The organism is Acidobacteriota bacterium, assembly GCA_020853395.1.
Classification (GTDB): Bacteria; Acidobacteriota; Vicinamibacteria; order Vicinamibacterales; family SCN-69-37; genus JADYYY01.
On the sequence record JADYYY010000015.1, the window covers coordinates 113,848 to 139,103 of the forward strand.

19 protein-coding genes are annotated in these 25,256 nt (G+C 69.1%); 16 read left to right on the top strand and 3 right to left on the bottom strand.

Annotated features, from left to right (window positions below; all coding sequences use genetic code 11):
- The first annotated feature begins 13 nt into the window (after positions 1-13).
- A complete protein-coding gene (locus IT184_14485) occupies positions 14-2,761 on the top strand; it encodes a hypothetical protein (protein MCC7010011.1) in 2,748 nt (915 codons plus the stop codon).
- 37 nt (positions 2,762-2,798) lie between these two features.
- Here IT184_14485 and IT184_14490 read toward each other — a convergent pair whose 3' ends face one another.
- Entirely contained in the window at positions 2,799-3,887 is a 1,089-nt protein-coding gene (locus IT184_14490; protein ID MCC7010012.1) for a hypothetical protein, read from the bottom strand.
- Between the two features lie 199 nt (positions 3,888-4,086).
- Here IT184_14490 and IT184_14495 point away from each other — a divergent pair, with 199 nt between their 5' ends.
- The 9 genes from IT184_14495 (at position 4,087) to IT184_14535 (ending at position 14,203) form a co-directional block, all read left to right on the top strand.
- The gene (locus IT184_14495) at positions 4,087-4,374 is read left to right on the top strand and encodes a hypothetical protein (GenBank protein ID MCC7010013.1); all 288 of its coding nucleotides are present in this window, start codon (positions 4,087-4,089) and stop codon (positions 4,372-4,374) included.
- Positions 4,367-4,774, top strand: coding sequence for a type II toxin-antitoxin system VapC family toxin (locus IT184_14500; protein MCC7010014.1), 408 nt, complete (start codon positions 4,367-4,369; stop codon positions 4,772-4,774). Before IT184_14495 ends, IT184_14500 begins: the two co-directional genes overlap by 8 nt.
- A gap of 42 nt (positions 4,775-4,816) precedes the next feature.
- Positions 4,817-6,010 carry a formate-dependent phosphoribosylglycinamide formyltransferase gene (gene purT, locus IT184_14505; GenBank protein MCC7010015.1) on the top strand — a complete coding sequence of 398 codons (1,194 nt, stop codon included), beginning with the start codon at positions 4,817-4,819 and terminating at the stop codon, positions 6,008-6,010.
- Positions 6,011-6,178: 168 nt separating this feature from the next.
- The gene (locus tag IT184_14510; protein ID MCC7010016.1) at positions 6,179-7,741 is read left to right on the top strand and encodes a CotH kinase family protein; all 1,563 of its coding nucleotides are present in this window, start codon (positions 6,179-6,181) and stop codon (positions 7,739-7,741) included.
- Positions 7,738-8,517: a VTC domain-containing protein gene (locus tag IT184_14515; GenBank protein ID MCC7010017.1), complete on the top strand. Its 780-nt coding sequence runs from the start codon at positions 7,738-7,740 to the stop codon at positions 8,515-8,517. Before IT184_14510 ends, IT184_14515 begins: the two co-directional genes overlap by 4 nt.
- 33 nt (positions 8,518-8,550) lie before the next feature.
- A complete protein-coding gene (locus IT184_14520) occupies positions 8,551-10,290 on the top strand; it encodes an NAD-binding protein (protein MCC7010018.1) in 1,740 nt (579 codons plus the stop codon).
- Positions 10,291-10,361: 71 nt separating this feature from the next.
- On the top strand, positions 10,362-12,515 hold the full coding sequence (locus tag IT184_14525) for a carboxypeptidase regulatory-like domain-containing protein (protein MCC7010019.1): 2,154 nt from the start codon (positions 10,362-10,364) through the stop codon (positions 12,513-12,515).
- 174 nt (positions 12,516-12,689) lie between these two features.
- Entirely contained in the window at positions 12,690-13,529 is an 840-nt protein-coding gene (locus IT184_14530) for a PEP-CTERM sorting domain-containing protein (GenBank protein MCC7010020.1), read from the top strand.
- Positions 13,530-13,930: 401 nt separating this feature from the next.
- Positions 13,931-14,203, top strand: a complete 273-nt coding sequence (locus IT184_14535) for a DUF2934 domain-containing protein (GenBank protein MCC7010021.1) — start codon at positions 13,931-13,933, stop codon at positions 14,201-14,203.
- Positions 14,204-14,224: 21 nt separating this feature from the next.
- Here the strand turns inward: IT184_14535 and IT184_14540 are convergent, their stop codons facing one another.
- Positions 14,225-15,355, bottom strand: a complete 1,131-nt coding sequence (locus IT184_14540; GenBank protein MCC7010022.1) for a hypothetical protein — start codon at positions 15,353-15,355, stop codon at positions 14,225-14,227.
- 82 nt (positions 15,356-15,437) lie between these two features.
- On the opposite strand from IT184_14540, the gene IT184_14545 reads away from it, so the two are divergent.
- The 5 genes from IT184_14545 (at position 15,438) to IT184_14565 (ending at position 22,868) form a co-directional block, all read left to right on the top strand.
- Positions 15,438-16,418 carry a sugar phosphate isomerase/epimerase gene (locus tag IT184_14545; GenBank protein ID MCC7010023.1) on the top strand — a complete coding sequence of 327 codons (981 nt, stop codon included), beginning with the start codon at positions 15,438-15,440 and terminating at the stop codon, positions 16,416-16,418.
- 36 nt (positions 16,419-16,454) lie between these two features.
- Positions 16,455-17,705 carry an MFS transporter gene (locus tag IT184_14550; protein ID MCC7010024.1) on the top strand — a complete coding sequence of 417 codons (1,251 nt, stop codon included), beginning with the start codon at positions 16,455-16,457 and terminating at the stop codon, positions 17,703-17,705.
- A 462-nt stretch (positions 17,706-18,167) separates the two neighbouring features.
- Complete coding sequence (locus IT184_14555) at positions 18,168-19,238, top strand: HupE/UreJ family protein (GenBank protein ID MCC7010025.1); 1,071 nt, start codon at positions 18,168-18,170, stop codon at positions 19,236-19,238.
- A gap of 256 nt (positions 19,239-19,494) precedes the next feature.
- Positions 19,495-20,862 carry a TrpB-like pyridoxal phosphate-dependent enzyme gene (locus tag IT184_14560; protein ID MCC7010026.1) on the top strand — a complete coding sequence of 456 codons (1,368 nt, stop codon included), beginning with the start codon at positions 19,495-19,497 and terminating at the stop codon, positions 20,860-20,862.
- Between the two features lie 35 nt (positions 20,863-20,897).
- A complete protein-coding gene (locus IT184_14565) occupies positions 20,898-22,868 on the top strand; it encodes a VCBS repeat-containing protein (GenBank protein MCC7010027.1) in 1,971 nt (656 codons plus the stop codon).
- Positions 22,869-23,009: 141 nt separating this feature from the next.
- Here IT184_14565 and IT184_14570 read toward each other — a convergent pair whose 3' ends face one another.
- A complete protein-coding gene (locus tag IT184_14570; GenBank protein MCC7010028.1) occupies positions 23,010-24,215 on the bottom strand; it encodes an Nramp family divalent metal transporter in 1,206 nt (401 codons plus the stop codon).
- Between the two features lie 208 nt (positions 24,216-24,423).
- On the opposite strand from IT184_14570, the gene IT184_14575 reads away from it, so the two are divergent.
- A complete protein-coding gene (locus IT184_14575; GenBank protein ID MCC7010029.1) occupies positions 24,424-25,251 on the top strand; it encodes a DUF1080 domain-containing protein in 828 nt (275 codons plus the stop codon).
- Positions 25,252-25,256: the final 5 nt, after the last annotated feature.

A 25,256-nucleotide genomic window follows, 5' to 3' on the forward strand; every position in this document is an offset into this window, starting at 1 on the left:
ACCAGCGCCCTCCGTGGAGGCGCTCCCGGCCGGCGGCCCGGGCCGCGGCGCCGCGCAAGGCCGCGGTGTCGTGGCGCCCCCGGCCGGCGCTCGCGGTCAGGGCGGCGCGAACGTCGCCGATCCCGCCAACACGGTCGCGGACTTCACGCCGAAGCCGCCCGTGACGCCGCTGACGCCGGCCGACGAGGCGAAGCGCTTCATCCTGCCGCCCGGCTTCCGCCTCGAGCTCGTGCTCTCCGATCCCGACATCGTCAGCCCGGCGACGATCGCCTTCGATGGCAACGGCCGCATGTACGTCGCCGAGATGCGCACGTTCATGCGCGACGCGGACGGAACGGGCCAGATCGATCCCGTCAGCCGCATCAGCCTGCACGAGAGCACGAAGGGCGACGGCATCTTCGATCGCCACACGGTCTTCGCCGAAAAGCTCGTCCTGCCGCGCATGCTGCTGCCGATCGATCGGGGCATCCTGATGAACGAAACGCACTCGGACGACGTGGTGCTGCTCACCGATACGAATGGCGACGGCGTCGCCGACGTGCGCAAGGTCTTCTACACGGGCGTCGGTTCGAACCGCGACGGCAACGTGCAGCACGAGCAGAGTGGCCTCGTCTGGGGCCTCGACAATTGGATCTACACGACCTACAACGCGTTCCGGTTCCGCTGGACGCCCTCCGGCATCCTCCGCGAGCCCACTGGGCCGAACGGTGCCGAGTGGGGCCTGACGATGGATGACGACGGGAAGATGTGGTTCGTCAATTCGGGCGGCGAGCGCGGGCCGGTCAACTTTCAGGTGCCGATCCACTACGGGTCGTACAACCTCGCCGACCAGTTCGAGCCGGGATTCGACGTGGTCTGGCCCGCGCCCGGCATCGGCGACATGCAGGGCGGCATGCCCCGCGTGCGGATGCCGATCGACGCGCTGAACCATTTCACGTCCACGAATGGACAGGAGATCGTCCGAAGCGATCGCTACCCCGACATGCTCGGCGACCTGCTGTTCTGCGATCCGGTCGGCCGCCTCGTCCGGCGCGCGAAGGTGACCAAGGCCGACGGCATCACGGTCCTGAAGAACGCGTATCCGGGATCGGAGTTCATCGTCAGCACCGACCCGCTGTTCCGGCCGCTGAACATCAAGCTCGGCCCCGACGGCGCCGTCTACATCGTCGACATGTACAACGGCATCATCCAGGACAAGAACTGGACCGGCCGCGGCACGTATCTTCGCGCGAAGATCGAGCAGTACGGGCTCGACAAGGCGACGAACCACGGACGCGTCTGGCGGCTGCGGTTCGACGGCCTGCCGGCGGTCGCGGCCACGGCGACGATGCCGGCGCGGCCGGCGGTGCCGGCGATCGCGCTGGATCGCACGGCGCCGCGGATGCTCGACGAATCGCCGGCGCAGCTCGTGGCGCATCTGACGCACGTGAACGGCTGGTGGAGAGACACGGCGCAGCGGCTGCTCGTGCTGAAGCACGATCGGACGGTCGTGCCGGCGCTCCAGCAGCTCGCGCGCACGTCGGCCAGCCTCGTCGGACGCTTCCACGCGCTCTGGACGCTCGAAGGGTTGGGCTCGCTCGATGCGGCGCTCGTGCGCGACGCGATGAAGGACCCGAGTGCCCGGATGCGCGTGCAGGCCATCCGCGCGAGCGAGACGCTCTACAAGGCCGGCAATCGGACCTTCGAGGCGGACTACCGCGCCATGGCCAGGGACGCCGATCCCGACGTCGCGATCCAGGCCGTGATGACGCTCAATCTCTTCAAGGTCTCCGATGTCGCGGACGTGGTGAGGACGGCGCAGGACGCCAACCGATCCAAGGGGCTGAAGGACCTGGGCGATCTGATCCTGCGTCCGCCGGCGGGCCGTGGCGGACGTGGTGCCGTGATGACCGCCGAGCAGCAGCAGTTGATCGATCGCGGCGCGACGATCTACGGCGAGCTGTGCTTCAGTTGCCATGGAGACGATGGCCGCGGACGGGCTCTGGCCGGCGCCGCGGCCGGCCAGATGATGGCGCCGTCGCTGGCCGGGTCGCCGCGAGTGAACGGTCACCGCGACTACGTGGTCAAGACGCTGCTCAAAGGGATCGGCGGTCCGATCGACGGGATGTCGTACTCGGAGGTGATGGTGCCGATGGGGATGAACAACGACGAATGGATCGCGTCGATCGCCTCGTACGTCCGCACCAGTTTCGGCAATGCGGGCGGCATCGTGACGGCAGCCGACGTGGCGCGCGTGCGCGCGCTCACGACGGCGCGCCGCACGCCCTGGACGCAGCCGGAGGTCGAGGCGACGCTCCCGCGGCTGCTCGATCCGCAGCCGACGTGGAACGTGACCGCCAGCCACAACAGCGCGATGGCGGCCAACGCCCTGTCGATGCGAACGTGGTCGGCCGGTGCACCGCAGGCGGCAGGGATGTGGTACCAGGTCGAGCTTCCCCAGCCGGCGCTCGTGACCGAGATCCAGTTCGACGTGCCGGCGGGGCGCGCCGGCGGCGCAGGCGGCCGGGGCGCGGCCGCCGGGGCCGCAGCGCCTCCCGTGCCGTTCCCCAGGACGTTCAAGGTCGAGACGTCGGTCGACGGCAAGAAATGGGGGAAGGCCGTCGCCGAAGGCCGAGGTGCGCCGGGCCGCAACGTCGTGGTCTTCGCCCCCGTGCGCGCGAAGCTCGTGCGCATCACGCAGACCGACGAACGGCCGGACGCGCCCGACTGGACGATGACGAACGTCCGGCTATTCGAGGTGGAGTCGCCGGCGGCGCGGTAGCGAGGCAGCGGCGGCCCGTCGATCGGTGGGCCGGTCCTCAGCCATCCGACCGGCAGCCGTCGACGAACGCGCGCTCGACGACGGCGGCGCGGCCGATGTCGCGATAGAAGCCGGCAAGGTAGTCGAGCGCCTCCCGGCGCGACCCGTCCGTCATCCCTGGAATGGCGTCGTAGATGCGGACGACGTCCGCCTGCTTCGCGCGAAACGTATCGAGTGCGGCGAGGAGCGCGGGCATCGGCCGGCACGGCCCGAGATACAGGCGTTCCCTGACCGTCGTGATCCCTCGGATGCGCGTCCGATCGACGACGGCGTAGCGCGTGTTGACCAGCCCCGAGTAATCGAAGTCGTACGGCACCGCATAGCGGCGATCCGCCGGCGTTTCGACCACGCGGACGTTGTGTTGGGCTTTGAACGCGACGTCCGTGTTGCCGATCATGTATTCGAAGAGGCCGACGAGCAGAAGATGCTCGGGATCGAGCCGGTCGAAGCCGAACACGCGGCGTTCGTTCACCCGGCCCGCCATCCGCTTCGCCACGTCGTCATCGTCTTCGAGGAACATGGCGGCTCGTCCGGCGACGGTCTTTCCCGTGGCGGTGTCGACGTAGGTCGCGCGCGCGAGCCGGGCACGAAACGAATACGGCGTGAGCAGGTTCAGGATCCGGTAGGCGCTGTACTCGCGGAGCACGTACTGGTCGAACACCGCCGCGGGCCGGCAATGCGTGCCGAGCTTGAGCGCGTCCTGGCCGGCGAACGGCGTGCCCGCCATCTGGCCCTTCGTGAACTCCAGCCTCAGCGGGACGAAGTCGCAGGTGGCGACGTTGCGGCGCGTGTGGCCGCGCCCGCGCACGCGAATCGCGCGCGCGACGGTCGTGCCGTCCGGTCCCGCAAACGTGAGCGTCGCCGGATACGTCGTCGTGCTCTCTGGACGACGGTCGCGATCGATGGCCTTGAAGTCGGCCTCGAGCGTGAACGCGAGCGGATCGCTGCGCGCGAAGAGCGGGCGCGCCTCCGCTTGCTGGCGCCGCTCGGCCAGGGTCGCGGTGCTGGGAAACGGCGGAGGGGGCGGCGTCGGCGCGGACGTCACCTGCAGTAGCAGCAGGGCAGCCGCGGCAGCAAGGCGCATCATGGTCGGCGGATGGACTGCCGACACCTTACCGGCCGTACCGGCCGGAATCAACTCCTGCCTGCGAACCTTTCACGAGGCGTCGCGCATGGCGCCTTCTCAGGCGGGACGCCGCCTCGGGCGCGAGGAGAGGTCCGGCTCCCCATGCTATCGTATGTTCATGCCAAAGAAGCCTCTATCTATCACACTCGACGATGCCAACGTGTTGTGGCTCAAGGGGCGGGTCGCCAGCCGGAAGAAGCGGAGCCTCAGCGACGCCCTCGACGAGATCGTGACGGCGGCGAGGAGCGGCGGGCGTGGCGGCGACCAACCTCGGTCGGTCGTCGGGACCGTGGACATTGCCGCCGACGATTCGACGCTCGATCGGGCCAAGGACGTGGTGCGCGATCTGTTCACGCAGTCGACGCATCGTCCGATCGTCGCGCGCGAGCGGGCCGAGCCGCTGGCGCCATCGCGGACCTCGCAGGATCGGAGACGCGGCCGTGGTTGAGCACAGTGCCGTCGTCACCGACACGCACGCGCTGATCTTTCACGCGTCGGGCGGCGGCGTGCTCGGACCGAAGGCGCGGGCGCACTTCGCGGCCGCCGAGGCGGGCCGCAGCCTCGTCTACGTGCCCGCCGCCGTGATCTGGGAGGTCGGCCTGCTCGCGCGCGCCGTGCGCATCAACCTGCACAGGTCGGTTCGCGCGTTCTTCGGCGACCTCTTCAGCAACCCGGCGTACCAACCGCTGGAGCTCTCGGCGGCGCAGGTGTTCGACGCCGACGAGCTGCGCTTCACGCGCGACCCCTTCGACGCGCTCATCGTCGCCGCCGCTCGCGACCTGAACCTCCCGCTCGTCACGCGAGATGCCGCGATCAGGGAGTCCGGCCACGTCCGGGTGATCTGGTAGGCCGCAGTGTTCACGGGCCGCCGCCGCTATAATCCCGCTCGCATGACGCCTTCCTCCGGTTCGATCGGTACGCCGTTCACCTCCACGGCCACGCGCGTGCTGTTCTGCGGCGGCGGCGAGCTCGGCAAGGAAGTCACCATCGAGCTGCAACGGTTCGGCGTCGAGGTCATCGTCGTCGACCGCTACGATCGCGCGCCGGCGATGCAGGTGGCGGATCGCTGCCACGTGATCGACATGCTGGACGGCGCGGCGCTCCGGCGGATCATCGAGCGCGAGCGGCCGCATCTGATCGTGCCGGAAATCGAGGCGATCGCGACGGCGGAGCTCGTCGCGCTGGAGCAGGAAGGCTTCACGGTCATTCCGAGCGCGCGGGCCGTGCACCTCACGATGAACCGCGAAGGCATCCGGCGTCTCGCCGCGGAGGAGCTCGGGCTGGCGACCTCGCCGTACCGGTTCGCCGCGACGCGCGAGGACTTCGATCGCGCCGTCGCGGCGATCGGGTACCCGTGCGTGATCAAGCCGATCATGAGCTCGTCCGGCAAGGGGCAGAGCACCGTGCGATCCGCCGGCGATCTGGACCACGCCTGGCGCTACGCGCAGGAAGGCGGCCGGGCGGGCGCCGGCAAGGTCATCGTCGAGGGCTTCGTCGAATTCGACTACGAGATCACGCAGCTCACCGTGCGGCACGCCGGCGGCGTGTCGTTCCTCGACCCGGTGGGCCACATCCAGGTGCACGGCGACTATCACCAGTCGTGGCAGCCGCAGCCGATGAGCGACGCCGCGCTGGCACGCGCTCGCGACATGGCGGCACGGGTCACTGCCGCGCTGGGCGGGCGCGGGATCTTCGGCGTCGAGCTCTTCGTGCGCGGCGACGAGGTGATCTTCAGCGAGGTCTCGCCCCGGCCGCACGACACCGGCATGGTGACGATGATCTCGCAGGATCTGTCGCAGTTCGCGCTGCACGCGCGCGCGATGCTCGGCCTGCCGATTCCCAACATCCGCACCCATGGGCCGTCCGCCTCGAGCGTCATCCTCGTGGAAGGGACGTCGAACACGGTGCGGTTCGATCACGTCGATCGCGCGCTCGTCGAGCCCGACACCCAGGTGCGGCTGTTCGGGAAACCGGACGTCCACGGTCACCGTCGGATGGGCGTCGCGCTCGCCCGAGGCGCGAGCATCCAAGAGGCGCTCGACAAAGCCCGGCGCGCCGCCGCCGCCGTCACGCCGGTTCTGTAGGTTCCATCGCATCCCCGGCCTCGGTGGGGCGGGGAACCACCACCCGCCTTGTGACATTTCCGTGAAACCCCAGATGTCGGGGCGATCGGCCGATATCTCGAGGAACGGGACGTGTTACACCGTCGTAACACAGCACGCGGAGTGCGTTAACTCCGAATGGAGCGCGTCATGGCTTCACGTCGCCGCACATTGATGCTCGTTGCCCTCTTGTCGTCCGCTGCCGCGTTGTCGCCAGGCGCCATGGTGACGTCCCGCGCGGAGCAGTTTCCGGGCGGGGGCGTGCCGCAAACCCGCGAGGTCCTGCGGCAGTTCGACAAGGACGGCAACGGCCGGCTGAGTGCCGAAGAGCGCCGAGACGCTCGCGCGTTTCTCGAGACGCAGCCGGCGCGGGGCTTCGGCCGTGGTGGCCGCGGCGGGACGACGGCCGGTCCCGCGCAACCCAGCCCGAAGTTCGACGCGACGCGGGCGCAGACGTTTCCGGCGTCCGTGTCGTTCTACGACCCCGGCACGCTGCGCACGCTGATCTTCGAGTTCGAGAACGACGATTGGGACGAGGAGGTCGTCGCGTTCAACGACACCGACATCGAGGTGCCGGCCACGCTGCGCGTCGACGGTCAGACCTATCGAGACGTCGGTGTGCGCACGCGCGGGATGTCGTCCTTCATGATGGTGCCGAAGGACCGCAAGCTCTCGCTGAACGTCACGGTGGACTGGGTGCACGGCAAGCAGGACGTCCAGGGCTATCAAACGCTCAATCTGCTGAACGCCAACGGCGATCCCACCTATCTGCGTCCGGTGTTCTATCTGGAGGCGGCGCGCGAGTACATCCCTTCGCCCAGCGCCAACTACGTCCGTGTCGTGGCCAACGGCGAGAACCGCGGCATCTACATCAACGTCGAGCAGGTGAACAAGTCGTTCCTCGAGCGCTGGTACAAAGTCGAGGGCGGTTCGCGCTGGAAGGTGCCCGGGAGCCCGAACGGCCGCGGCGGCCTGGAGTACCTCGGCGACGACGTGGCGGCATACCGGCGAATCTACGACATCCGGACGAAGGACGACCCGAAGGCCTGGGCCGCTCTGATCGCGCTCACGAAGGTGTTGAACCAGACGCCGCCCGATCGGCTCGAGGCGGCTCTGAAGCCCATCCTCGACGTCGACGAGACGCTCGAGTTCCTCGCGCTGGAGGTCGTGTTCGTCAACAGCGACGGCTACTGGACGCGCGCGAGCGACTACGACATCTATCTCGATCCAGCGGGGCGCTTCCACACGCTGCCGCACGACGTGAACGAGGCGTTTCCTGGCGGCGAAGGACGGGGCTTCGGCCCGCCGCCGGGCGAAGGCTTCGGCCCGCCGCCGGGCGGAGGATTCGGCCCGCCGCCGGGCGGAGGATTCGGACGTGGCGGGCGCGGCGGGCGGATGATGGAGGGCGACGCCACGCTCGACCCGCTCGTCGGGCTCGACGACGCGTCGAAGCCGCTGCGGTCGAAGCTCCTGGCTGTTCCGGCGCTCCGCAGCCGCTACCTGGGCTACGTGCGGGCGATCGCGACGAAATGGCTCGACTGGAACCGGCTCGGCCCGCTGGCCGCGAAGTACCAGGCGCTCATCGCGGCCGACGTGAAGGCCGACACCCGCAAGCTCTACAGCGTCGAAGCGTTCGAGTCGGGCGTACAGGATCTCCGGGCCTTCGTGGAGCGGCGTCGCGCCGTGCTGCTCGGGGAGACGCCGAGCCGATGAGCGCCCTTCCGGAAGCATCCACGCGCGAGACGCGCCACCGTGCCCGCGAAACGAAGTTCGTCACCGACGTCGCGCTCTACGACCAGGTCGTCTCATGGGCGCGCCAGCGCTTCGGCCCCGACGGCCACGGCGCCGGTCCGCACGGCGACCAGTATTCGACGACGACGCTCTACTTCGAGACGCGGTCGTTCGACGTCTACCACCGCCGCGGATCGTACGGCCGCAGCAAGTATCGAATTCGACGCTACGGGGCGGCGGACGCCGTCTTCCTCGAGCGCAAGTTCCGCACGGAGCGGCTGCTGGCGAAGCGGCGGACGCTCGTGCCGATCGACGCGCTCGCCCGGTTGAGCAACGGCACCGACAGGACTTGGGCCGGCTACTGGTTCCACGAGCGCATCCAACTGCGGCGCCTGCAGCCGTTGCTGCAGCTCTCCTACAATCGCGTGGCGCGCGTGAGTCAGGGCCGGTACGGCCCGATCCGGCTGACGATCGATCGGAACCTGCGTGCGCTGCCGCTCGCCGACTTCGCGTTCGTGGCGCCCATCGGCATGCCGTTCCTCCAGAGCGCCTGCATCGTCGAGGTGAAGTACCAGGTCGAGCTGCCGGTCCTCGTCAAGGAGATGGCGGCGACCTTCGGGCTGGACGTGCAGAAGGTCTCGAAGTTCAGAGCGGCCATCCGATCGCTCGACTATCCGCTCTGTCCCGAGCCCGACGAGCAGGTGCCGCACCGGCTCGACTGCGCGGAGCACGACCCGGCCGGCGCGTACGCGGACTGATCGGCGCCGCCGGCCCGGCCCGGGCCTCCGGGCGTGCCGCGATATCATCGCGGCACCCTCATGAAGTTCCTCGGCACGCTCTTCGCGGTGCTCGTCGGCGACCGCGAGATGCGCGCGAACGTTCGCGCGTTGCTGAAGTACCTGGCGGCGCTCGCCGCGATGATCGCCGTCTACGCCGTCCTGTTCCACGTCATCAAGGACCAGATCGAGGGCGAGCGCTACTCGTGGCTCACCGGCCTCTACTGGACGCTCGTCGTGATGACGACGCTGGGGTTCGGCGACATCACGTTCACGAGCGACCTCGGGCGCGTGTTCAGCATCGTCGTCCTGCTGTCCGGCGTGCTGTTCCTGCTCATCCTGCTGCCGTTCCTGTTCATCCGGCTGTTCTACGCGCCCTGGCTCGAGGCGCGGCTGAAGCTGCAGGCGCCGCGCGAGCTGCCGGACGAGTTCGCGGGCCACGTCGTCATCGTCGAGCACGACGCGCTGGCCGTGGCGCTGATCGCGCGGCTGCGCGCCGAGGGGACGCCGTACGTGCTGATCGAGCCGGATCCGGCGAAGGCGGCGGGCTACGTGCGGGACGGTCTCGTGGTCGTGACGGGCGAGAACGACAACCGCCGCACGTACGAGGGCGCCCGCGCCGCCGCGGCGCGCTTGGTCGTCGCCAACTGCGAGGACACCGTCAACACGAACATCACGCTGACCGTGCGTGAGGTCGCGCCCGACGTGCCGATCGCCGCGATCGTCGAAGGAGACGACGCCGTGGACGTCCTGCAGCTCAGCGGCGCCACCTGGGTGCTGCCGCTCAAGCGCCGGCTGGGGGCGTGGCTCGCGACGCGCGTGGACATGGGGCGGGCCAGCGCGCACACGATGGGGCGCTTCAAGGATCTCGAGATTGCGGAGCTGCCGGCGCGCCACACACAGCTCGTGGGCACGACGCTGCGGGACTCCCGGTTGCGCGAGCAGCGAGGCGTGAGCGTGATCGGCCTCTGGCAGCGCGGCCAGCTTCAACCGGCGTTCCCCGACGCCGTGATCACGGCCGACAGCGTGCTCGTATTGGTCGGCACGCCGGAGCAGATCGCGTCGGTCGAAGATCGGGGCCATGCCGCCGACGCGCCGGCGCCAGGGCTGACGCTCGTGATCGGCGCCGGCAAGGTCGGCGCCGCCGCCGCGCACGCTCTCACGGACACGGGTGCGCGGGTGCACGTCATCGATCGGACGCCGGAAGTCCTCGACAGCGTCCAAGGCGCGGCCGATGCGACGTTTGCCGGCGACGCAGCCGATCGCGAGCTCCTGACGGCGGCCGGCGTCCATCACGCGGCCTCCGTGCTGCTCACGACGAACGACGATGCGATGAACATCTATCTGGCGGTGTTCTGCCGGCGCCTGAACCCCACGCTGCGGATCGTGAGCCGGGTGACGCATCAGCGGAACGTCGAGGCGATGCACCGGGCCGGCGCGGACTTCGTGCTGAGCTACACCTCGCTCGGTGTCGATGCCGTGATGTCGCTGCTCGAGGGCCACGAACCGGTCATCCTCGGCGAAGGCGTCCGGCTGTTCGAGGTGGCCGTGCCGCAGGCGCTGGCGGGACGGACGCTCGGCGAATCCCAGATCGGCGCGCGCACCGGCCTGAGCGTCGTCGCGCTCGAGCGCGATGAGCAGTTGCAGGGGCCGCTGACCGCCGAGACGCGGATGCCGTACGACGGGCAGTTGATCATGCTGGGCAGCCTGCAGCAGCGTGAGGCGTTCGCGGCCGCATTCGAACGCCAGGCCTGACGTCGGCCGTTGACCGGACGAACGCCGGCAGCGTATCTTGCCGGTACGCAACCCAACTCAGGATGGTCGCCATGAGAAGAAGTGTCTCTTCCGGTGTGCTGCCCGTCGTGTGCGTGATGTCGATCGTGCTGGCGTATGCGACGCTCGGCGCGCGGCAGGGGAATACGGCTGCCGCGGTCGCCGTCGATCCCGATGACATCGGCGGCGTCGTCCGCGGACGGTCCGGGCCGGAGGCGGGCGTGTGGGTCATCGCCGAGACGCCCGATCTCGGGACGCGATTCTCGCGTACGGTCGTGACCGACGATCAGGGCCGCTACCTCGTGCCGGATCTGCCGAAGGCGACCTATCAAGTGTGGGTGCGGGGCTACGGCCTGGTGGACTCGAAGAAAGTCAGCGCCACGCCTGGCCGGACGTTGAACCTCACGGCCGTGCCGGCCCCGACGCCGCGCGCAGCGGCGGCGATCTATCCGGCCGGGTACTGGCTCTCGCTGCTGAAGGTGCCGGAGAAGAGCGAGTTCGGGCAGCCGGGCACCGGCGTGAACCCGGCGGTGAAGAACCAGGCCGATTGGATGCGCATCATCAAGTCAGGCGGCTGCACCGCATGCCATCAGCTCGGCACGCGCGGCACGCGCGAGCTGCTGCCGGCGCTCGGCACGTTTCCCGATTCGAAGATGGCCTGGGAGCGGCGCATCCAGTCAGGGCAGGCGGGCGCGCAGATGTTCGGGACCATCAACCAGCTCGGCAAGCCGAAAGCGATCGAGCTGTTCGCCGACTGGACGGATCGCATCAAGGCGGGCGAGGTGCCGCAGGCGCCGCCGCGTCCGAAGGGGCTCGAACGCAACGTCGTCATCACGCAGTGGGACTGGGCCGAGCCGCACGTGTACCTCCACGATCTGATCACGTCCGACCGGCGCAATCCCCGCGTCAACGGCAACGGCCTCATCTACGGGTCGCTCGAGCTCTCGGCCGATTACCTGCCGGTGCTCGATCCGGTGAAGCACACGGTGACGAAGGTGCCGCTCACCGTGCGGGATCCGAAGACGCCGGCGCCTTCCGCGGCGATGATGCAGCCGTCGCCGTATTGGGGGCAGGAGGTGTTGTGGACGAGCCAGTCGAACGTCCACAACCCGATGATGGACGAGCAGGGCCGCGTCTGGATTACCGCGGCCATCCGGCCGTCGGCGAACCCCGACTACTGCCGCGAGGGATCGAGCCATCCGTCGGCGAAGCTGTTCCCGATCAACAACGCCGGCCGTCATCTCGCCGTGTGGGATTCGAAGACGCAGCAGCTCACGCACATCAGCACGTGCTTCGGCACGCATCATCTCGCGTTCGCCGAGGATGCGAATCACACGCTGTGGACGAGCGGCGGCGGCCAGGTGGTTGGCTGGATCAATCGCAAGATCTGGGACGAGACGCACGACGAGGCGAAGGCGCAGGGGTGGACCGCGCTGATTCTGGACGCGAACGGCAACGGCCGGCGCGACGAGTACGTCGAGCCGAACCAGCCCTTGGATCCCGCGAAGGACAAGCGTTGGGCCGGCGCGTTCTACGCCGTGCAACCGGCGCCCGACGGATCCGTCTGGGGATCGCAGCTCGGCTACCCCGGCGCGATCGTGCGCCTGAGCCCGGGCGCGAGCCCGCCCGAGACCGCGCTGGCCGAGGTCTACGTTCCTCCGTACAAGGAGAAAGTCGCGGGCTACTCCCCGCGCGGAATGGACATCGATCGGAGCGGTGTGGCCTGGGTGCCGCTCGCGAGCGGCCATCTGGCGAGCTTCGATCGGCGCAAGTGCAAGGGGCCGCTCAACGGTCCGGCCGCGGCGACCGGCGAGCACTGCCCGGAGGGCTGGACGCTCCACGCCGAGCCGCTGCCCAACTTCAAGAACGTCACCGATTCGGGCAGCACCGAAGGGAGCTACTACACCTGGGTGGATTGGTTCAACGCGCTCGGCCTCGGCGAGAACGTTCCGATGAGCACCGGCAATGCCTCGGAAGGCCTGCTGGTGCTGAAGGACGGTCAGTGGATCGTCCTGCGCGTGCCGTATCCAAACGGATTCTTCGCGAAGTGGGTGGACGGCCGGATCGACAACCCTGAAATCGGATGGAAGGGCCGAGGACTCTGGGCAACGGTGAGCACGCGGGCGCCGTTTCATACTGAAACGGGCAAAGGCACGACGAGCAAGGTCCTCAAGTTCCAGATGCGAGGGACGCCGCTCGATCGATGACGACGCGCGTCGGCCGCGCCGGGCGACCCGTCCGGCCACGGCCGGGCCGCCCGCGGCACTCCTTGAGATCAGTCGGCGCCAGAGGTGACTTCGGCCGCGCCAGACACCTTGCGGCGCCCGTCCGGCTCGGCACCTGCCTTGCACTCACGAGGCGGCGTGCGAGGACGTGAGGACATGGACATGAAACGCGGCTTGTCGCTGATGGCGCTCGTCGGGCTGCTCGTCGTTGGAAGCAGCACGCCGGCCGCAGCGAGCTCAATTCTGTACTTCTGGGACTTTCACATCGCCTACGACAACAGTCTGCCCTACGAACAGCAGCACGAACGGATGACCGAAGCGTTGGGCGACTCGCAGGTCACGAGCCTGCACACCGTCAAGTTCGCCGAGACGCTCGAGGAGTTCACCAACACGGTCGGCAACTACGACCTCGGCATCCTGTTCCTCCAGCAGACCGGCAAGTTCGATTCGCCGACCGCGGCCGCCGAGTACGACGCGGCGTTCGCGGCGCTTGCGACCGCTGTCGCCAACGGCAAGCGGGCGATCGTCGACGACTGGGGTGGCGACAACGGCGTGGCGCCGCCAGCGCTGTTCTCCAACACGCATCTCGAGAACGGCCTCGGCACCGACTACACGGGCTACACGGCCGAGACGGAGAGCTTCACCGTGTTCGCGCCGTCGCTCCTGTTCAATCTGAATGCCTCGGTGGATCTCTTCGATCCGGGCTGGACCGTTCCGATCTACGGATTGACGGTGCCGCAAGGAAGCACCTGCGGCGCGAGGTTCTCGAACAACGACTGCGCCATCGTCTTCGGGAACGACGGCCGTACGATCGTGAACGGGTTCCTGAACGACACCTTCGTGAGCGAGACGCAGGGCAAGCAGCTCTACATCAACGAGATCAACACGCTGCTCGCGACACCGGTCCCCGAGCCCGCATCGATGCTGCTCGTCGGCAGCGGTCTCGCGGCGGCGGCGGCGCGGCTCCGGCGGCGGCGCCAGCGGCGCGGCAACTGACACGTCCTCCAGGCTGACGGCCGGCAGTTCGCCGGCCGTCAGCGTCTCCCCTGGCCTCGCTCGACGGACCGCCACGGTTCGCGCCCGCGAGGCGTCGTTCCGCAGCGCCCGTTCGAGCCGGTTCACCGTCAGGCGCCCGGTAGCCTCGCGCCAAGAGCGCCATCGAGTGATCCGTTCTTCGCCGACAGACGTCCTATCTACTGCGCGCGTGTTCCATCCGATCCGAACATCGGTCGCGCCCCCAAGGTTGCGGACATTGCCTGGCCCGGTTGGCCGTGACGCCTCAGGCTTTTTCGGCAGCGACGCGCCGGGATCCGCAGTTTGCCGCTGCCCGATGCAACCAAGCCGACAGTGGACGGTCTTGCCACAGCGGGCACAGGAGTTGCTACGTGAGAAACACCATGAAGAAGAAGTCACCTGACGCGCCAAAGACGAAGACCACGACATCGCCCGATGCGGCCGTGCCGAAGCGCACGCGGGCGCCGCGCCAGAAGACGGCGCCGGTCATCGCCGCCGACGAGATGGTCGAGCAGGAGGCCACGACGTGGAGCGATCCGACCGACGACGAGATCGCGCGCCGCGCGTATGAGATCTTCGAGTCGCGCGACGAGCTGGGCGGCGACGCCATGGCCGACTGGCTGCAGGCCGAACGCGAGTTGAAGCTCCAGCGCTGAGCCGACCGTCACGCGGCGAGGTCAACGGACGTCGAACGAGAGCGCCTCCGTCGTCGCGCTCGTCGGTGGCTGCGGCCGCACACCCGAGTCCGTGGCGCGGCGGCCGATGCCGTTGCCGGCAGGATCTTCCAGCGTCGTTCGCACGGCGAGCTGATACGCGCCTGCGTTCCAAGGCGATGTGGGCGTGAACGTCCACGCCCGTTCGGCGGCGCCGGTCGCGGTCGAGCCGGCGGGCGTTCGTCCGTCGGCCGTGCGGACGACGATCGCCTCGAGCAGAAGCGCGTGATCCAGTGGCGACGGAAACACGAGCGCGACCGGCGTGCGGGTGCCCGCCTTCGGTGCCGTGATACGCCACGAGCGAAGATCGATCGGTGCCGTGGCAGGCGGTCCCGCCGTGAATGCTCTCGTGAACGACGCGGCGAGCGGGCGCTCGCGCGTGTCGGGCCACGCCTGGTCGATCGCGATTCGATACCGGCGCCCGCGAACGAGGCGCCGCGGCTCCACTTGCTCGTTCGTCGTGCCCGCCGAGCGCTCCGGAGCGAGCTCAATGGTCAACTGCGTGCCGGCGTCGTTCCACGCCGCCGCCATCAGCATGTCGCGGATCTCGCGCCCCTGCTCGTCCTGCAGGTGAACGAACGTCAACCCAGACGTTCGGGACATCGGGCCGGAGAAGTGCACGTGGAAGCGGCGCACGTTTTCCGGCCATGTCTCCGCTGACGGGTACACGGCCGTCACGAACGTCGGTTCCTCCGCCGTGGCCGACGAAAACCGCACGATCGTTCGTATCGCGGGACTCTGGCGTGGCGTAGGCAGGTGCGACGGATCGAACCGCACCACGTAGTGTCGATTGAGATCGAACGGCGATCGGGGCTGGAAGTCGAGCGCGGTCTCGGTCGCGACGATTCGCCCGGCGACCGGCGCGGCCTCGGCTTCGCTCGGGCTCACGGTCAGGAGCGCGCGCGTCGCCGCCTCGTCGAGGTTGGCCGCGGCGACCGCCCGCAGCTCGGCGCCCGACAGTCCGGTGACTCGGACGACGTTGTTCGTTGGCGAGTCGCCGGCACCCGTGATCACGAGCGGCCCTGCCTTCGGGCCGGTCGAACAGCCGACCGCCAGCCACGCCACCAGCACGCCTGCCGCCAGTCGATACGTCACGGCATGAGCGTAACCGAACGAGTGCCGGATGTCCCGGCGCGCCGATGTCCCGATGTAATATCGGTCTTTCAGGAGCGTTCCCATGAAGTTCGCGCTGCTCTCGGTGTCGTACTCCGGCCTGTTCTACGACGGTGCCGCGCTGTCGATCGAACAGCAGATTCGCAAGGCCAGGGCGATGGGCTTCGACGCGCTCGCCATCGAGACGAAGCGGCCCGTCGCGTTCCCGCTCGACCTCAGCCGGGCCGATCGCGCGCGGATCCGCGCGCTCGCCGCCGACGAAGGCATCGCCCTCTGTGCCGTCGAGAGCATGTCCAACTTCACCAGCCGCCACATGGAGGAGCGCGAGAACAACCTCGTGATGATGCGCGCGATCCTCGACTTGGCGAGCGACCTCGGCGTCGACATGGTCAAGGTGTTCGCGGCCTGGCCTGGCATGATCAACGACGAAGAGGCGGTCGCGATGTACGCGCCGTACGAGCGCGGCAGCCACTACAAGCGCCCCTATCCTCCCGATCTGCGCCGCTGGCAGCGCGCCGTCGGCGGCATCCAGGAAGTGGCCGCCTGGGCCGCCGACATGGGCATCACGCTCGTGCTCCAGAACCACGCGCCCGTCACCGCACCGGGCTACGAGGACACGCTCGCGATGATCCAGGAGATCGATCGGCCGAACGTGAGGATGTGCCTGGACGTCCCGCTCTTCTACGACCGGCAGGACGACGCGTACGTGCGGGAGGCGGTGCGGGAGTGCCGGCAGGTCGTCGCCTACACGCACTACGGGGCCTGGAACTTCCGTGAAGGCGCCGGCGGCGAGCCGCTTCAGGGGCCGGCGCCGTCGTTCGGCGGCCGCATCAACTACGAAGCCTTCGTGGACGCGTTGGCCGCCATCGGCTACGACGGGTATCTCTCGTCCGAGTACTGCGTCGCGGTCGTGCGCCATCACCGCATCGCCGGCGTCGAAGAAGTCGATCGCGGCACGGAGCTCGCGCTGCGGTACATGAAGGCCGTCGCCGAGCGTGCCGTGCGCGCGCACGGCCGGCCGGCGCTGTCGGGCGTCGTCGCCTAGCGCGCGCCGCAACGGCTCGGGTCGGAGGCTCCCCAGATGCACCCGTACATCAAACCTCGCCTGATGGGGATGATGTTCCTGCAGTTCTTCATCTGGGGCGGGTGGTACGCGACCGGCGGCAACTACATGAAGAGCCAGGGCGTCGAGTGGGAGTCCTGGATCTACTGGGCCTACCTCGCCAGCCCGGTCGGCTCGATCGTCGCGCCGTTCTTCACGGGGATGATCGCCGACCGCCTGTTTCCCGTGCAGAAAGTGCTGGGCGTGATGCACGTGGTGAGCGGCCTCTTCGTGCTGGCGGCGCCGGTGCTCGCCGAACGCACGGGCTCGCCGCTGCTGTTCGTCGTCGCGCTGTTCGTCCACATGCTCTGCTACATGCCGACCGTCGGGCTCGCGATGGCGACGGCGTTCCATCTGCTGCCGAACAAGGAGCAGGAGTTCCCGCACGTGCGGCTGTTCGGAACGATCGGCTGGATCGCCGCCGGGATCATCGTGAGCCGGCTGCTCCAGGGCGACACGACCGCGCTGCCCATGTACATCGCCGGCGCGGGCGGACTGCTCATGGGCCTCTACAGCCTGACGCTGCCGAACGTGCCGCCGCCGGGCGCCGGCAAGCGCGTCACGGCCCGCGATATCGTCGGCATCGACGCGCTCGCGCAGCTCAAGTCGCGCGCCTTCGTCGTGTTCATCATGAGCGTGATGCTCACGAGCATTCCGCTCGCGACCTACTTCGCCTACGTGCCGGTGTTTCTGCGCGACGCCGGCGTGCCGAACCCGGCCTTCCGTATGACGTTCGGGCAGATGTCGGAGGTGCTGTTCCTCGTCCTGCTGCCCTGGTTCTTCCTGCGGCTCGGCGTCAAAGGTGTGCTGCTGGCCGGGATGACGGCCTGGATGGTGCGCTACACGCTCTTCGCCTTTGGCGCGCCTGAGGCGATCGTCTGGATGCTGATGTTCGGCATCGCGCTCCACGGACCGTGCTACGACTTCGTGTACGTGGCCGGCCAGGTCTACATCGATCGCAAGGCGACGCCCGCGATCCGCGCGCAGGCGCAGGGGCTCTTCGTGCTGGCGACCTACGGCGTGGGCCAGGGGCTCGGAACCGTCGCGGCGGGCCTGATCTACAACTCGACGCTGGCCGGCGTGACCGGCAGCGCCGCGCTGGCCGAATGGCAGACGTTCTGGTTCATCGCGCTCGCCTTCGCGATCGTCGTCACCACGCTGTTCGTGGCCGGCTTCAACGAGAAGGACGCGTCGCTTCGCACCGGCGTCGCGGTGACGACGGGACACTGACGAGAGCTTGGAGGACCCGTGGTCGTTGGGGCGGCAGCCTCACTCTGCCGCCCGACGCAGCTGCGGGCGCCTCGTCGGAGGCATCCCGCAACTGCGCAGGTCAGTGCGTGGGGAGCACGGAAGGGTCACCGACCTGAATCGTCACGCCGATGGGGAACAGTGCGGTTGCAGGCCGGCCCAGTGCGGCAGAGCGCCGCTCGGCGTCGCCGGCCCGATTCGCCCGAACAAAGACAGGAGTCATGTGAGGTCGAAGTGATGCGGGGCGGTATCGCAGGTTCGGTGCCAACGTCCCGCAGGGCCGGAACCGGCGCCTGGCTGCGCCTGCGTGTGGCGGCACGAGGTGCCCCCTGGAGATTTCCGCAAGCCACTGCGGACTATGCCGCTCGTCGCGCGACGGAGCCGCCGGCTCAGGGTGGTCGCCGGACCGTCAGGCGCCTGGCGCGTGCCGTCGCCTTCGGCCTCGTGGGCCTGATCGGGCTGGCTGCGGCCATGCCGGCCGCGGCGCACCCCGTGCCATTCAGCTACGTAGACGTGCAGGTCAGGGGCACGGCGATTGAGGTCGCGGTCGTCGCGCATGCCTACGACCTCGCGCACGACCTCGGCCTCGACGTCGGGATGGCCGACACGCTCCTGCTCGATCCCGTCATCCTGCGGCGGCAGGCCACTGCGATTGCGGCGCTCGTCGGGGGGCGGCTGACGCTCCGCGCCGACGGCGTGACGCTCCGGCCAGGCGCGTGGTCCATGCCGGAGGCGATTGCCGACCGCGCCTCGGTCCGCGTGCGGGCGACCTACAGCGCGACATCCGCGCCAGGCGTCCTCACGATCACCGCGGACTTCTTCCCGTACGATTCGCAGCACCAGACGTTCGTCAACGTGTACGAAACGGGCGAGCTCCGCACGCAGGCCATTCTCGGCAACGGGAGGCACGATCTCGACTACTTCACCGGATCGCGCCAGGGTGCGTGGGCCGTGGTGAGGAAGTTCGTGCCGTCTGGCGTGCATCACATCCTGATCGGGCCCGATCACATCCTTTTCCTCGTCGGGTTGCTGCTCCTCGGCGGCACCGTCCGGCGGCTGGCCGTGGTCGTCACCGGTTTCACCCTGGCGCACAGCATCACGCTGTCGCTGGCCGCGCTGAACGTCGTGAATCCGCCCGCGACGGTGATCGAGCCGGCGATCGCGCTGAGCATCGTGTACGTCGGCATCGACAACCTGCTCGTGCGGGGAGGCCGGGACGTCCGGGCCTGGATCGCGTTCGGGTTCGGATTCATCCACGGATTCGGATTCGCGAACGTGCTTCGCGAGATGGATTTGCCGGCGCGGGCGCTGGGGTGGTCGCTGGGCTCGTTCAACGTGGGCGTCGAGATCGGCCAACTGATCATCGTCGTGCCGGTCGCCGCCGCGCTCGGCGCCCTGCGGGCCAGGAGTGCGCCGGCGGCGAGGCTCGTGGCGGTGGCGGGCTCGGCCGTCGTCATCGCGGCCGGTGCGTTCTGGTTCGTGCAGCGTGTATTCTTTCCCGGAGGCGCAACATGACGCGAGCGGGAGTGCTGCCTTGGGAGCTGCGTGGCGGCCGGGCGGGTGCTTCAGCGCGCGGTGAGGTCGGAGCCTTGTCTTGCGCGAGACGGCGTCGAGCCCTCGCTCGGACCTCATCGCTCACCACTCATCACTACGCTGCGTTGATCGCGACGCAGCGGTAACGTTCCGGTTGCACGCCGCGCGAGGCGTGCACGCTCGCGCCGGTCGTCGTCGATCGATCCCGGCACGGACGCATTCACGGTCCAGAGGTCTCATGCCCGACAGCATCAAGTACGTGCTCGACGAGTCGCAGATTCCCACCCACTGGTACAACATCGCCGCCGATCTTCCGGCGCCTCTGCCGCCGGTGCTGCACCCCGGCACGCTCCAGCCGCTCGGGCCGGACGACCTCGCACCGCTGTTTCCGATGTCGCTCATCATGCAGGAGGTCGCGACCGAGCGTGAGATCGAGATTCCGGAGCCGGTCCGCGAGGTCTACCGCCAGTGGCGGCCGTCGCCGCTGTTCCGCGCGCGCCGTCTGGAGCGCGCGCTCCAAACGCCGGCGCGCATCTACTACAAGTACGAAGGCGTCAGCCCCGCCGGCAGCCACAAGCCGAACACGGCCGTTCCACAGGCGTTCTACAACAAGCAGGCCGGCATCTCGCGCATCGTCACCGAGACCGGCGCGGGGCAGTGGGGATCGTCGCTGGCGTTTGCGGGAGCGCTGTTCGGCATCGACGTGCAGGTCTTCATGGTGCGCGTGTCGTTCGATCAGAAGCCGTACCGGCGGACGTTCATGGAGACGTTCGGCGCGCGTTGCGTCGCGAGCCCGTCGAACGAGACGACGTTCGGGCGCGCGGTGCTCCAGAAGACGCCGCAGAGTCCCGGCAGCCTCGGGATCGCGATCTCGGAGGCGGTCGAGGTGGCCGCCAGCCGCGGCGACACGAACTACGCCCTCGGCTCGGTGTTGAATCACGTGCTGCTGCACCAGACGATCATCGGCGTCGAGGCGATCGCGCAGTTCGGCCTGGCCGACGACTACCCGGACGTCGTCGTCGGCTGCACCGGCGGCGGTTCGAACTTCGCCGGCGTGGCCTTTCCGTTCATCGGCGCCGGCCTGCGCGGCGGGCCGCGGCCTCGGGTCGTCGCCGTGGAGCCGGCCGCCTGCCCGAGCCTGACGCGCGGCAAGTACGCCTACGACTTCGGCGACACCGCCGGGATGACGCCGCTCGCGAAGATGCACACGCTCGGATCGGCGTTCGTGCCGCCCGGCTTCCACGCGGGCGGCCTGCGCTACCACGGCATGGCTCCGCTCGTGTCGCACCTGAAGGCACTGGATCTGATCGAAGCGCGCGCGCCGCGCCAGCTCGAGTGCTTCGAGGCCGGCGTCCAGTTCGCGCGCGCCGAAGGCATCGTGCCCGCGCCGGAAGCGAACCACGCGGTGCGCGGCGCGACCGACGAGGCGATCCGCTGCCGCGAGGAAGGCGTGTCGCGCGCCATCCTGTTCAATCTCTGCGGCCACGGCCATTTCGACATGCAGGCCTACGCCGACTACTTCGCGGGCAAGCTCGTGGACCAGTCGTACGACGAGGCCGATCTTGCGCTCGCGCTGGCCGGATTGCCGGCCGTGCCGGGCCAGTAGCTCGACAGCGGATGCTGAAGCCGGAGGAGGCTCGCATGGCACGACAGCATTGGGGACTGATCGCGGTGGCCGCGCTCGCGGCCGCGGCACCGATCGCATTGCAGGGACAGGTCAACGGCCGCTTCTCGCCGGACGCGCGCTTCACGGCGACGACGGTGAACGGCCTGCAGCAGATCGGGGCCGCGACGTGGCGCATCGAAAAGGGGGAGATCGTCGGCACGCCGACGAGCCCTGATGGCGGATGGCTGGTGCTCGACCGGGGCTACCAGGACGTCCAGTTCGCGGCGTCGTTCCGCTGCGCCGGCGACTGCACGGCGGGCGTCATGGTGCGCAGCGAGAAGGGCGCATCGGGACTGCAGGGGCTGTACTCGGTGCTCGCCGGCGGCGAGCGCGGAGCGATGGCGGTCGCGGTGGATGCGCAGGGGCGGATTACGAGCCGGACGCCGCTGACCGGCTCCATCAACACGATTAGGATTGCGCCGCCGCCCGCGCCGGCGCCGGCCGCACGTGCTGGAGGCGGCGGGCGTGCCGGTGCGCCGGGCGGTGCGGCGCCACCGCCGTTCGTGTCGATGTTTCCGCCGACGCCCTCGTCCGACTTCCGTCCGAACGACTGGAACAAGGTCGAGATCATCCTCGAGGCTGACGTTCTGCGCCTGGCGGTGAACGCGCCGGGCTCGGTCAACGGCGTGGCGACCAGCGGCTCGAGCGGGTTCGGTCCGATCGCGCTGCACGTCGCCGGCACCGGCGAGGTGCGGTTCAAGGACCTCGAGCTCAAGGATCTGAACCGCCGGATCACGCCGCCCGAGACCGTCTCGCCGCGCTTCCGCGCGCAGAAGATCGAGGACTTCTACTACGGCTGGTCGATGGCCGCCGGCGATTTCAATCACGACGGCGTGCTGGACGTCACGGCCGGCAATCGCTACTACCTCGGGCCGTCCTTCTCCGAGTCGCGCGAGCTCTACCTGGCGCAGCCGTTCAACCCGGCGAAGGAGTACACGCCCGCGATGGTGAACTTCGCGTTCGACTACACCGGCGACGGATGGGACGACATCCTCGTCGCCGAGTCGCGGGCGCCCGCGCTCTACGTGAATCCGAAGGGCGAAGCACGCCGGTGGACGCGCTATGCGGTGTTCCCGCAGGTCATCTCCGAGGTGATGAGCTTCAAGGACGTCGACGGCGACAAGGTGCCGGACGCCATCTACTCGGGCAGCGGCACGGTGCAGTGGGCGACGTCGGACAAGGCGAACCCGACCGGCCCTTGGAAGGCCTATGCCGTATCGACGCCCGGACCTCCGGGTTCCAGCATCCACGGCGTCGGCGCCGGCGACGTGAACGGCGACGGCCGCGTCGATCTCATCGCGCCCCACGGCTGGTGGGAGCAGCCGGCGGGCGGCGCGACCCAGACGCCCTGGACGTTCCACCAGGCGGCGTTCGGCCGCGCGGGCAACGCGGGCGGCGAGTTCGAGGTCTGGGACGTGAACGGCGACAAGCTTCCCGACATCGTGACCGCGCTGGCGGCTCACGGCTTCGGCCTCGCGTGGTACGAGCAGAAGCGCGACGCGGCCGGGAAGATCACGTGGGTCGAGCACGTCATCATGAACGACTTCGCGTCGAAGAACGCCGGGGGCGTGACGTTCAGCGAGCTGCACGCGCTCACGGCCGCCGACATCGACGGCGACGGCATCAAGGACATCGTCACCGGCAAGCGGCACTGGGCACACCTCGAGAGCACGTACGACCCGGACGCCTACTCGCCCGCGGTGCTGTACTGGTATCGCACGGTGCGCAATCCCAAGGCGCCCGGCGGGGCGGAGTTCGTTCCCGAGCTGATCCACAACCGGTCCGGCGTCGGATCGATGATCTCCACGGCTGACCTGAACCGGGACGGCGCCGCGGACGTGATGGCCGCCACGAATCGAGGCAACTACATCTTCTGGGGCCGGCCGGGCACGGGACGGCGTGGTGCGGCACCGCCAGCAGCTCCGCCCGCCCGCGGGCGTCAGTAGCTCGCGCCAGGCCGACCGGCTTCGGGCGTTGCTGGTGGTGTAGGACCAGAACGTTCGAAGCCGGCGACCGGCCGAGCCGGCACGTCAGCCGGCCGCCCCGCGTCGCTGAGGCCGGCCGAAACGCTGCGACGCGGGCGAGCCCTACGGCAGGAGGAGCGCGTCAACGGCAAGCCATCCGAAGAGGACGAGCGACGCGCCGAGCAGGAGATTGCCGATCCAGCCGTTCCGCGCGCGCGCCGGCATGCGCGTCGAGTTGTTCAGCCAGAGGAGCGTGGCGATCACGAACGGGAAGAACAGCGATCCGATGAGCGTGTAGACGAAGATGATCCAGACGGGCCGCCCGATGACGAGCGCCGAGATCGACGCGAGCGTCAGGTAGGCGGCCCAGAGACGATACGCACGGCCCTGCTGTCCGGCGGGCGCCTGGCCTCGCCACCGGTGCAGCCAGTCGTCGAACAGGAATGGCACGCCATGCCAGACGCCGAGCACCGAGGCGTAGGCGACGCCCCAGAAGCCGGCAAGGAAGATCCCGCGGCCGACCGGACCGGTTTCCCGTCCGATCCTGTCGGCGAGAAGCAGGCAGAGACGAGGCCCTTCGTCGAGCACGGCCGCGTCCCAGGTCACGTGCGCCGCGATGAACAGGATCGAGACGCAGAACACGAAGACCAGGCCGAACGAGACGGCGAGATCCGCACGCGCCGACCCCAGCCGCTGCGTGCCCGTCCACCGCGCTTCGCGCATCCAGTAGCCGTAGGACAGCAACGTGACGGTGCCGCCCACGCCGCCGATGAGCGACAGCACGTAGGCCGGCGACACCAGGGCACGCGTTCCCAGCGGCGACCACTCGGCGCCGGATCGGAACGCGATGAGCAGTGCAGCCGCGACGACCGCGGCGAACTTGAGCAGCACGAACGTCTTGATGATCCCGAGGAAACGATCGTAGCGGCCGAAGTACACGAGCGTGAACGCCACGACCGCGTGCAAGACGCCCCAGATCGGCACGGGCACGCCCGGCACGAGCGCGGCCGGCACGAGCGTGCTGGCGGCCACGAGCGCGCTCGACACGGCGTAGCTCCAGACGACGAAGTACACGAGGAACGCGAAGGGCAGCCCGCGCGGCAGGACCTCTCGCCAGCCTTCCAGCAGCGTCAGCCCGGTGGCGAGCTGCCATCGGGCGAGCCCTTCGGTGATCGCGAACTTGATCGCGACGCCCGCGGCGAGTGCCCAGAGCAGGGCGAGGCCGTACTCCGCCCCGGCGATGGTGGACGACACCATGTCGCCGACGCCGACGCCCGTGGCGGCCAAGAGCAGCCCGGGCCCCAGGTCGGCAAGCTTCAGGCGCGGCACGGCCGAGCGGCGGCGAGCGCGCGGGTCATCGGCCGCCATCTTAATCCCGGAACCCGCGTGCTATGCTCCGCGACGCTCCATCAGACGCTTGCGACGCCGGTGAAGATGCGTGACGATGGCGGGTCGATCCTTCCTTGGGACGGACTTCGACCGGGCCGGGGACGAGCCTCGATCGGGCCTTGGGATGAACTTCGATCGGGAGGACAGCATGAGATCTGTAGCGCGTGGAGGGGGCTGGACGGCAGCCGTCACGATCGCGGCGGCGCTCGGTGCTTCGATCGCGATCGCGCAGGTCGGCAGTGCGGTGTCGGCTCAGGGCCGTGGCGGCCCTCCGGGCGGCGCTCCCGTCCCGTTCGAGGATCGGACCGGCTTCCGCGAGATCTTCGACGGGCGGACGATGGGCCAGTGGGATGGCAACCCGGAGTTCTGGCGTGTCGAAAACGGCGCCATCGTCGGCGAGACCACGAAGGAGCATCCGCTCGAGGTGAATACCTTCATCGTCTGGCGCGGCGGCGAGCCAGCCGATTTCGAACTGAAGCTCGAGTTCAGGATCAACGCCACGAACAGTGGCGTGCAGTACCGCAGTGTCGCGCTGACCGACGTCGGCCGATGGGTGCTGAAGGGGTATCAGGCCGACATCGACTTCAACAACCAGTACACCGGCATGCTGTACGAGGAGCGCGGGCGCGCGTTCCTGGCGCCGCGTGGCACGTTCGGCTACGTCGGCCCCGGCCAGCCGGCGCCTGGCACGGCGCAAGCGCGCGGGAGCGCGACGCCCGCAGGCGTACGCGGTCCGATCGGCGCCCTCGAGAACGGCGACGCGCTCAAGGCCTACATCAGGCAGAACGACTGGAACCAGTTCCACGTGGTTGCGCGAGGCAACGTGCTGGTTCACGTGCTGAACGGCCACGTCACGGCGCTCTTCGTCGACGACGATCCGGTGGGGCGCGCGATGAAGGGCCTGATCGGCCTGCAGCTCCACGTCGGTGACCCGATGAAGGTGGAGTTCAGGAACATCTGGCTGAAGACGCTGTAAGCGAC

Excerpts from the sequence above, each read along its gene's own strand:
- purT (MCC7010015.1), top strand. The coding sequence starts at position 4,817 with ATGACGCCTTCCTCCGGTTCGATCGGTACGCCGTTCACCTCCACGGCC.
- IT184_14515 (MCC7010017.1), top strand. The coding sequence starts at position 7,738 with ATGAGCGCCCTTCCGGAAGCATCCACGCGCGAGACGCGCCACCGTGCC.
- IT184_14535 (MCC7010021.1), top strand. The coding sequence starts at position 13,931 with ATGAAGAAGAAGTCACCTGACGCGCCAAAGACGAAGACCACGACATCG.
- IT184_14550 (MCC7010024.1), top strand. The coding sequence starts at position 16,455 with ATGCACCCGTACATCAAACCTCGCCTGATGGGGATGATGTTCCTGCAG.
- IT184_14490 (MCC7010012.1), bottom strand. The coding sequence starts at position 3,887 with ATGATGCGCCTTGCTGCCGCGGCTGCCCTGCTGCTACTGCAGGTGACG.
- IT184_14575 (MCC7010029.1), top strand. The coding sequence starts at position 24,424 with ATGAGATCTGTAGCGCGTGGAGGGGGCTGGACGGCAGCCGTCACGATC.
- IT184_14545 (MCC7010023.1), top strand. The coding sequence starts at position 15,438 with ATGAAGTTCGCGCTGCTCTCGGTGTCGTACTCCGGCCTGTTCTACGAC.
- IT184_14525 (MCC7010019.1), top strand. The coding sequence starts at position 10,362 with ATGAGAAGAAGTGTCTCTTCCGGTGTGCTGCCCGTCGTGTGCGTGATG.
- IT184_14560 (MCC7010026.1), top strand. The coding sequence starts at position 19,495 with ATGCCCGACAGCATCAAGTACGTGCTCGACGAGTCGCAGATTCCCACC.
- IT184_14530 (MCC7010020.1), top strand. The coding sequence starts at position 12,690 with ATGGACATGAAACGCGGCTTGTCGCTGATGGCGCTCGTCGGGCTGCTC.
- IT184_14565 (MCC7010027.1), top strand. The coding sequence starts at position 20,898 with ATGGCACGACAGCATTGGGGACTGATCGCGGTGGCCGCGCTCGCGGCC.
- IT184_14510 (MCC7010016.1), top strand. The coding sequence starts at position 6,179 with ATGGCTTCACGTCGCCGCACATTGATGCTCGTTGCCCTCTTGTCGTCC.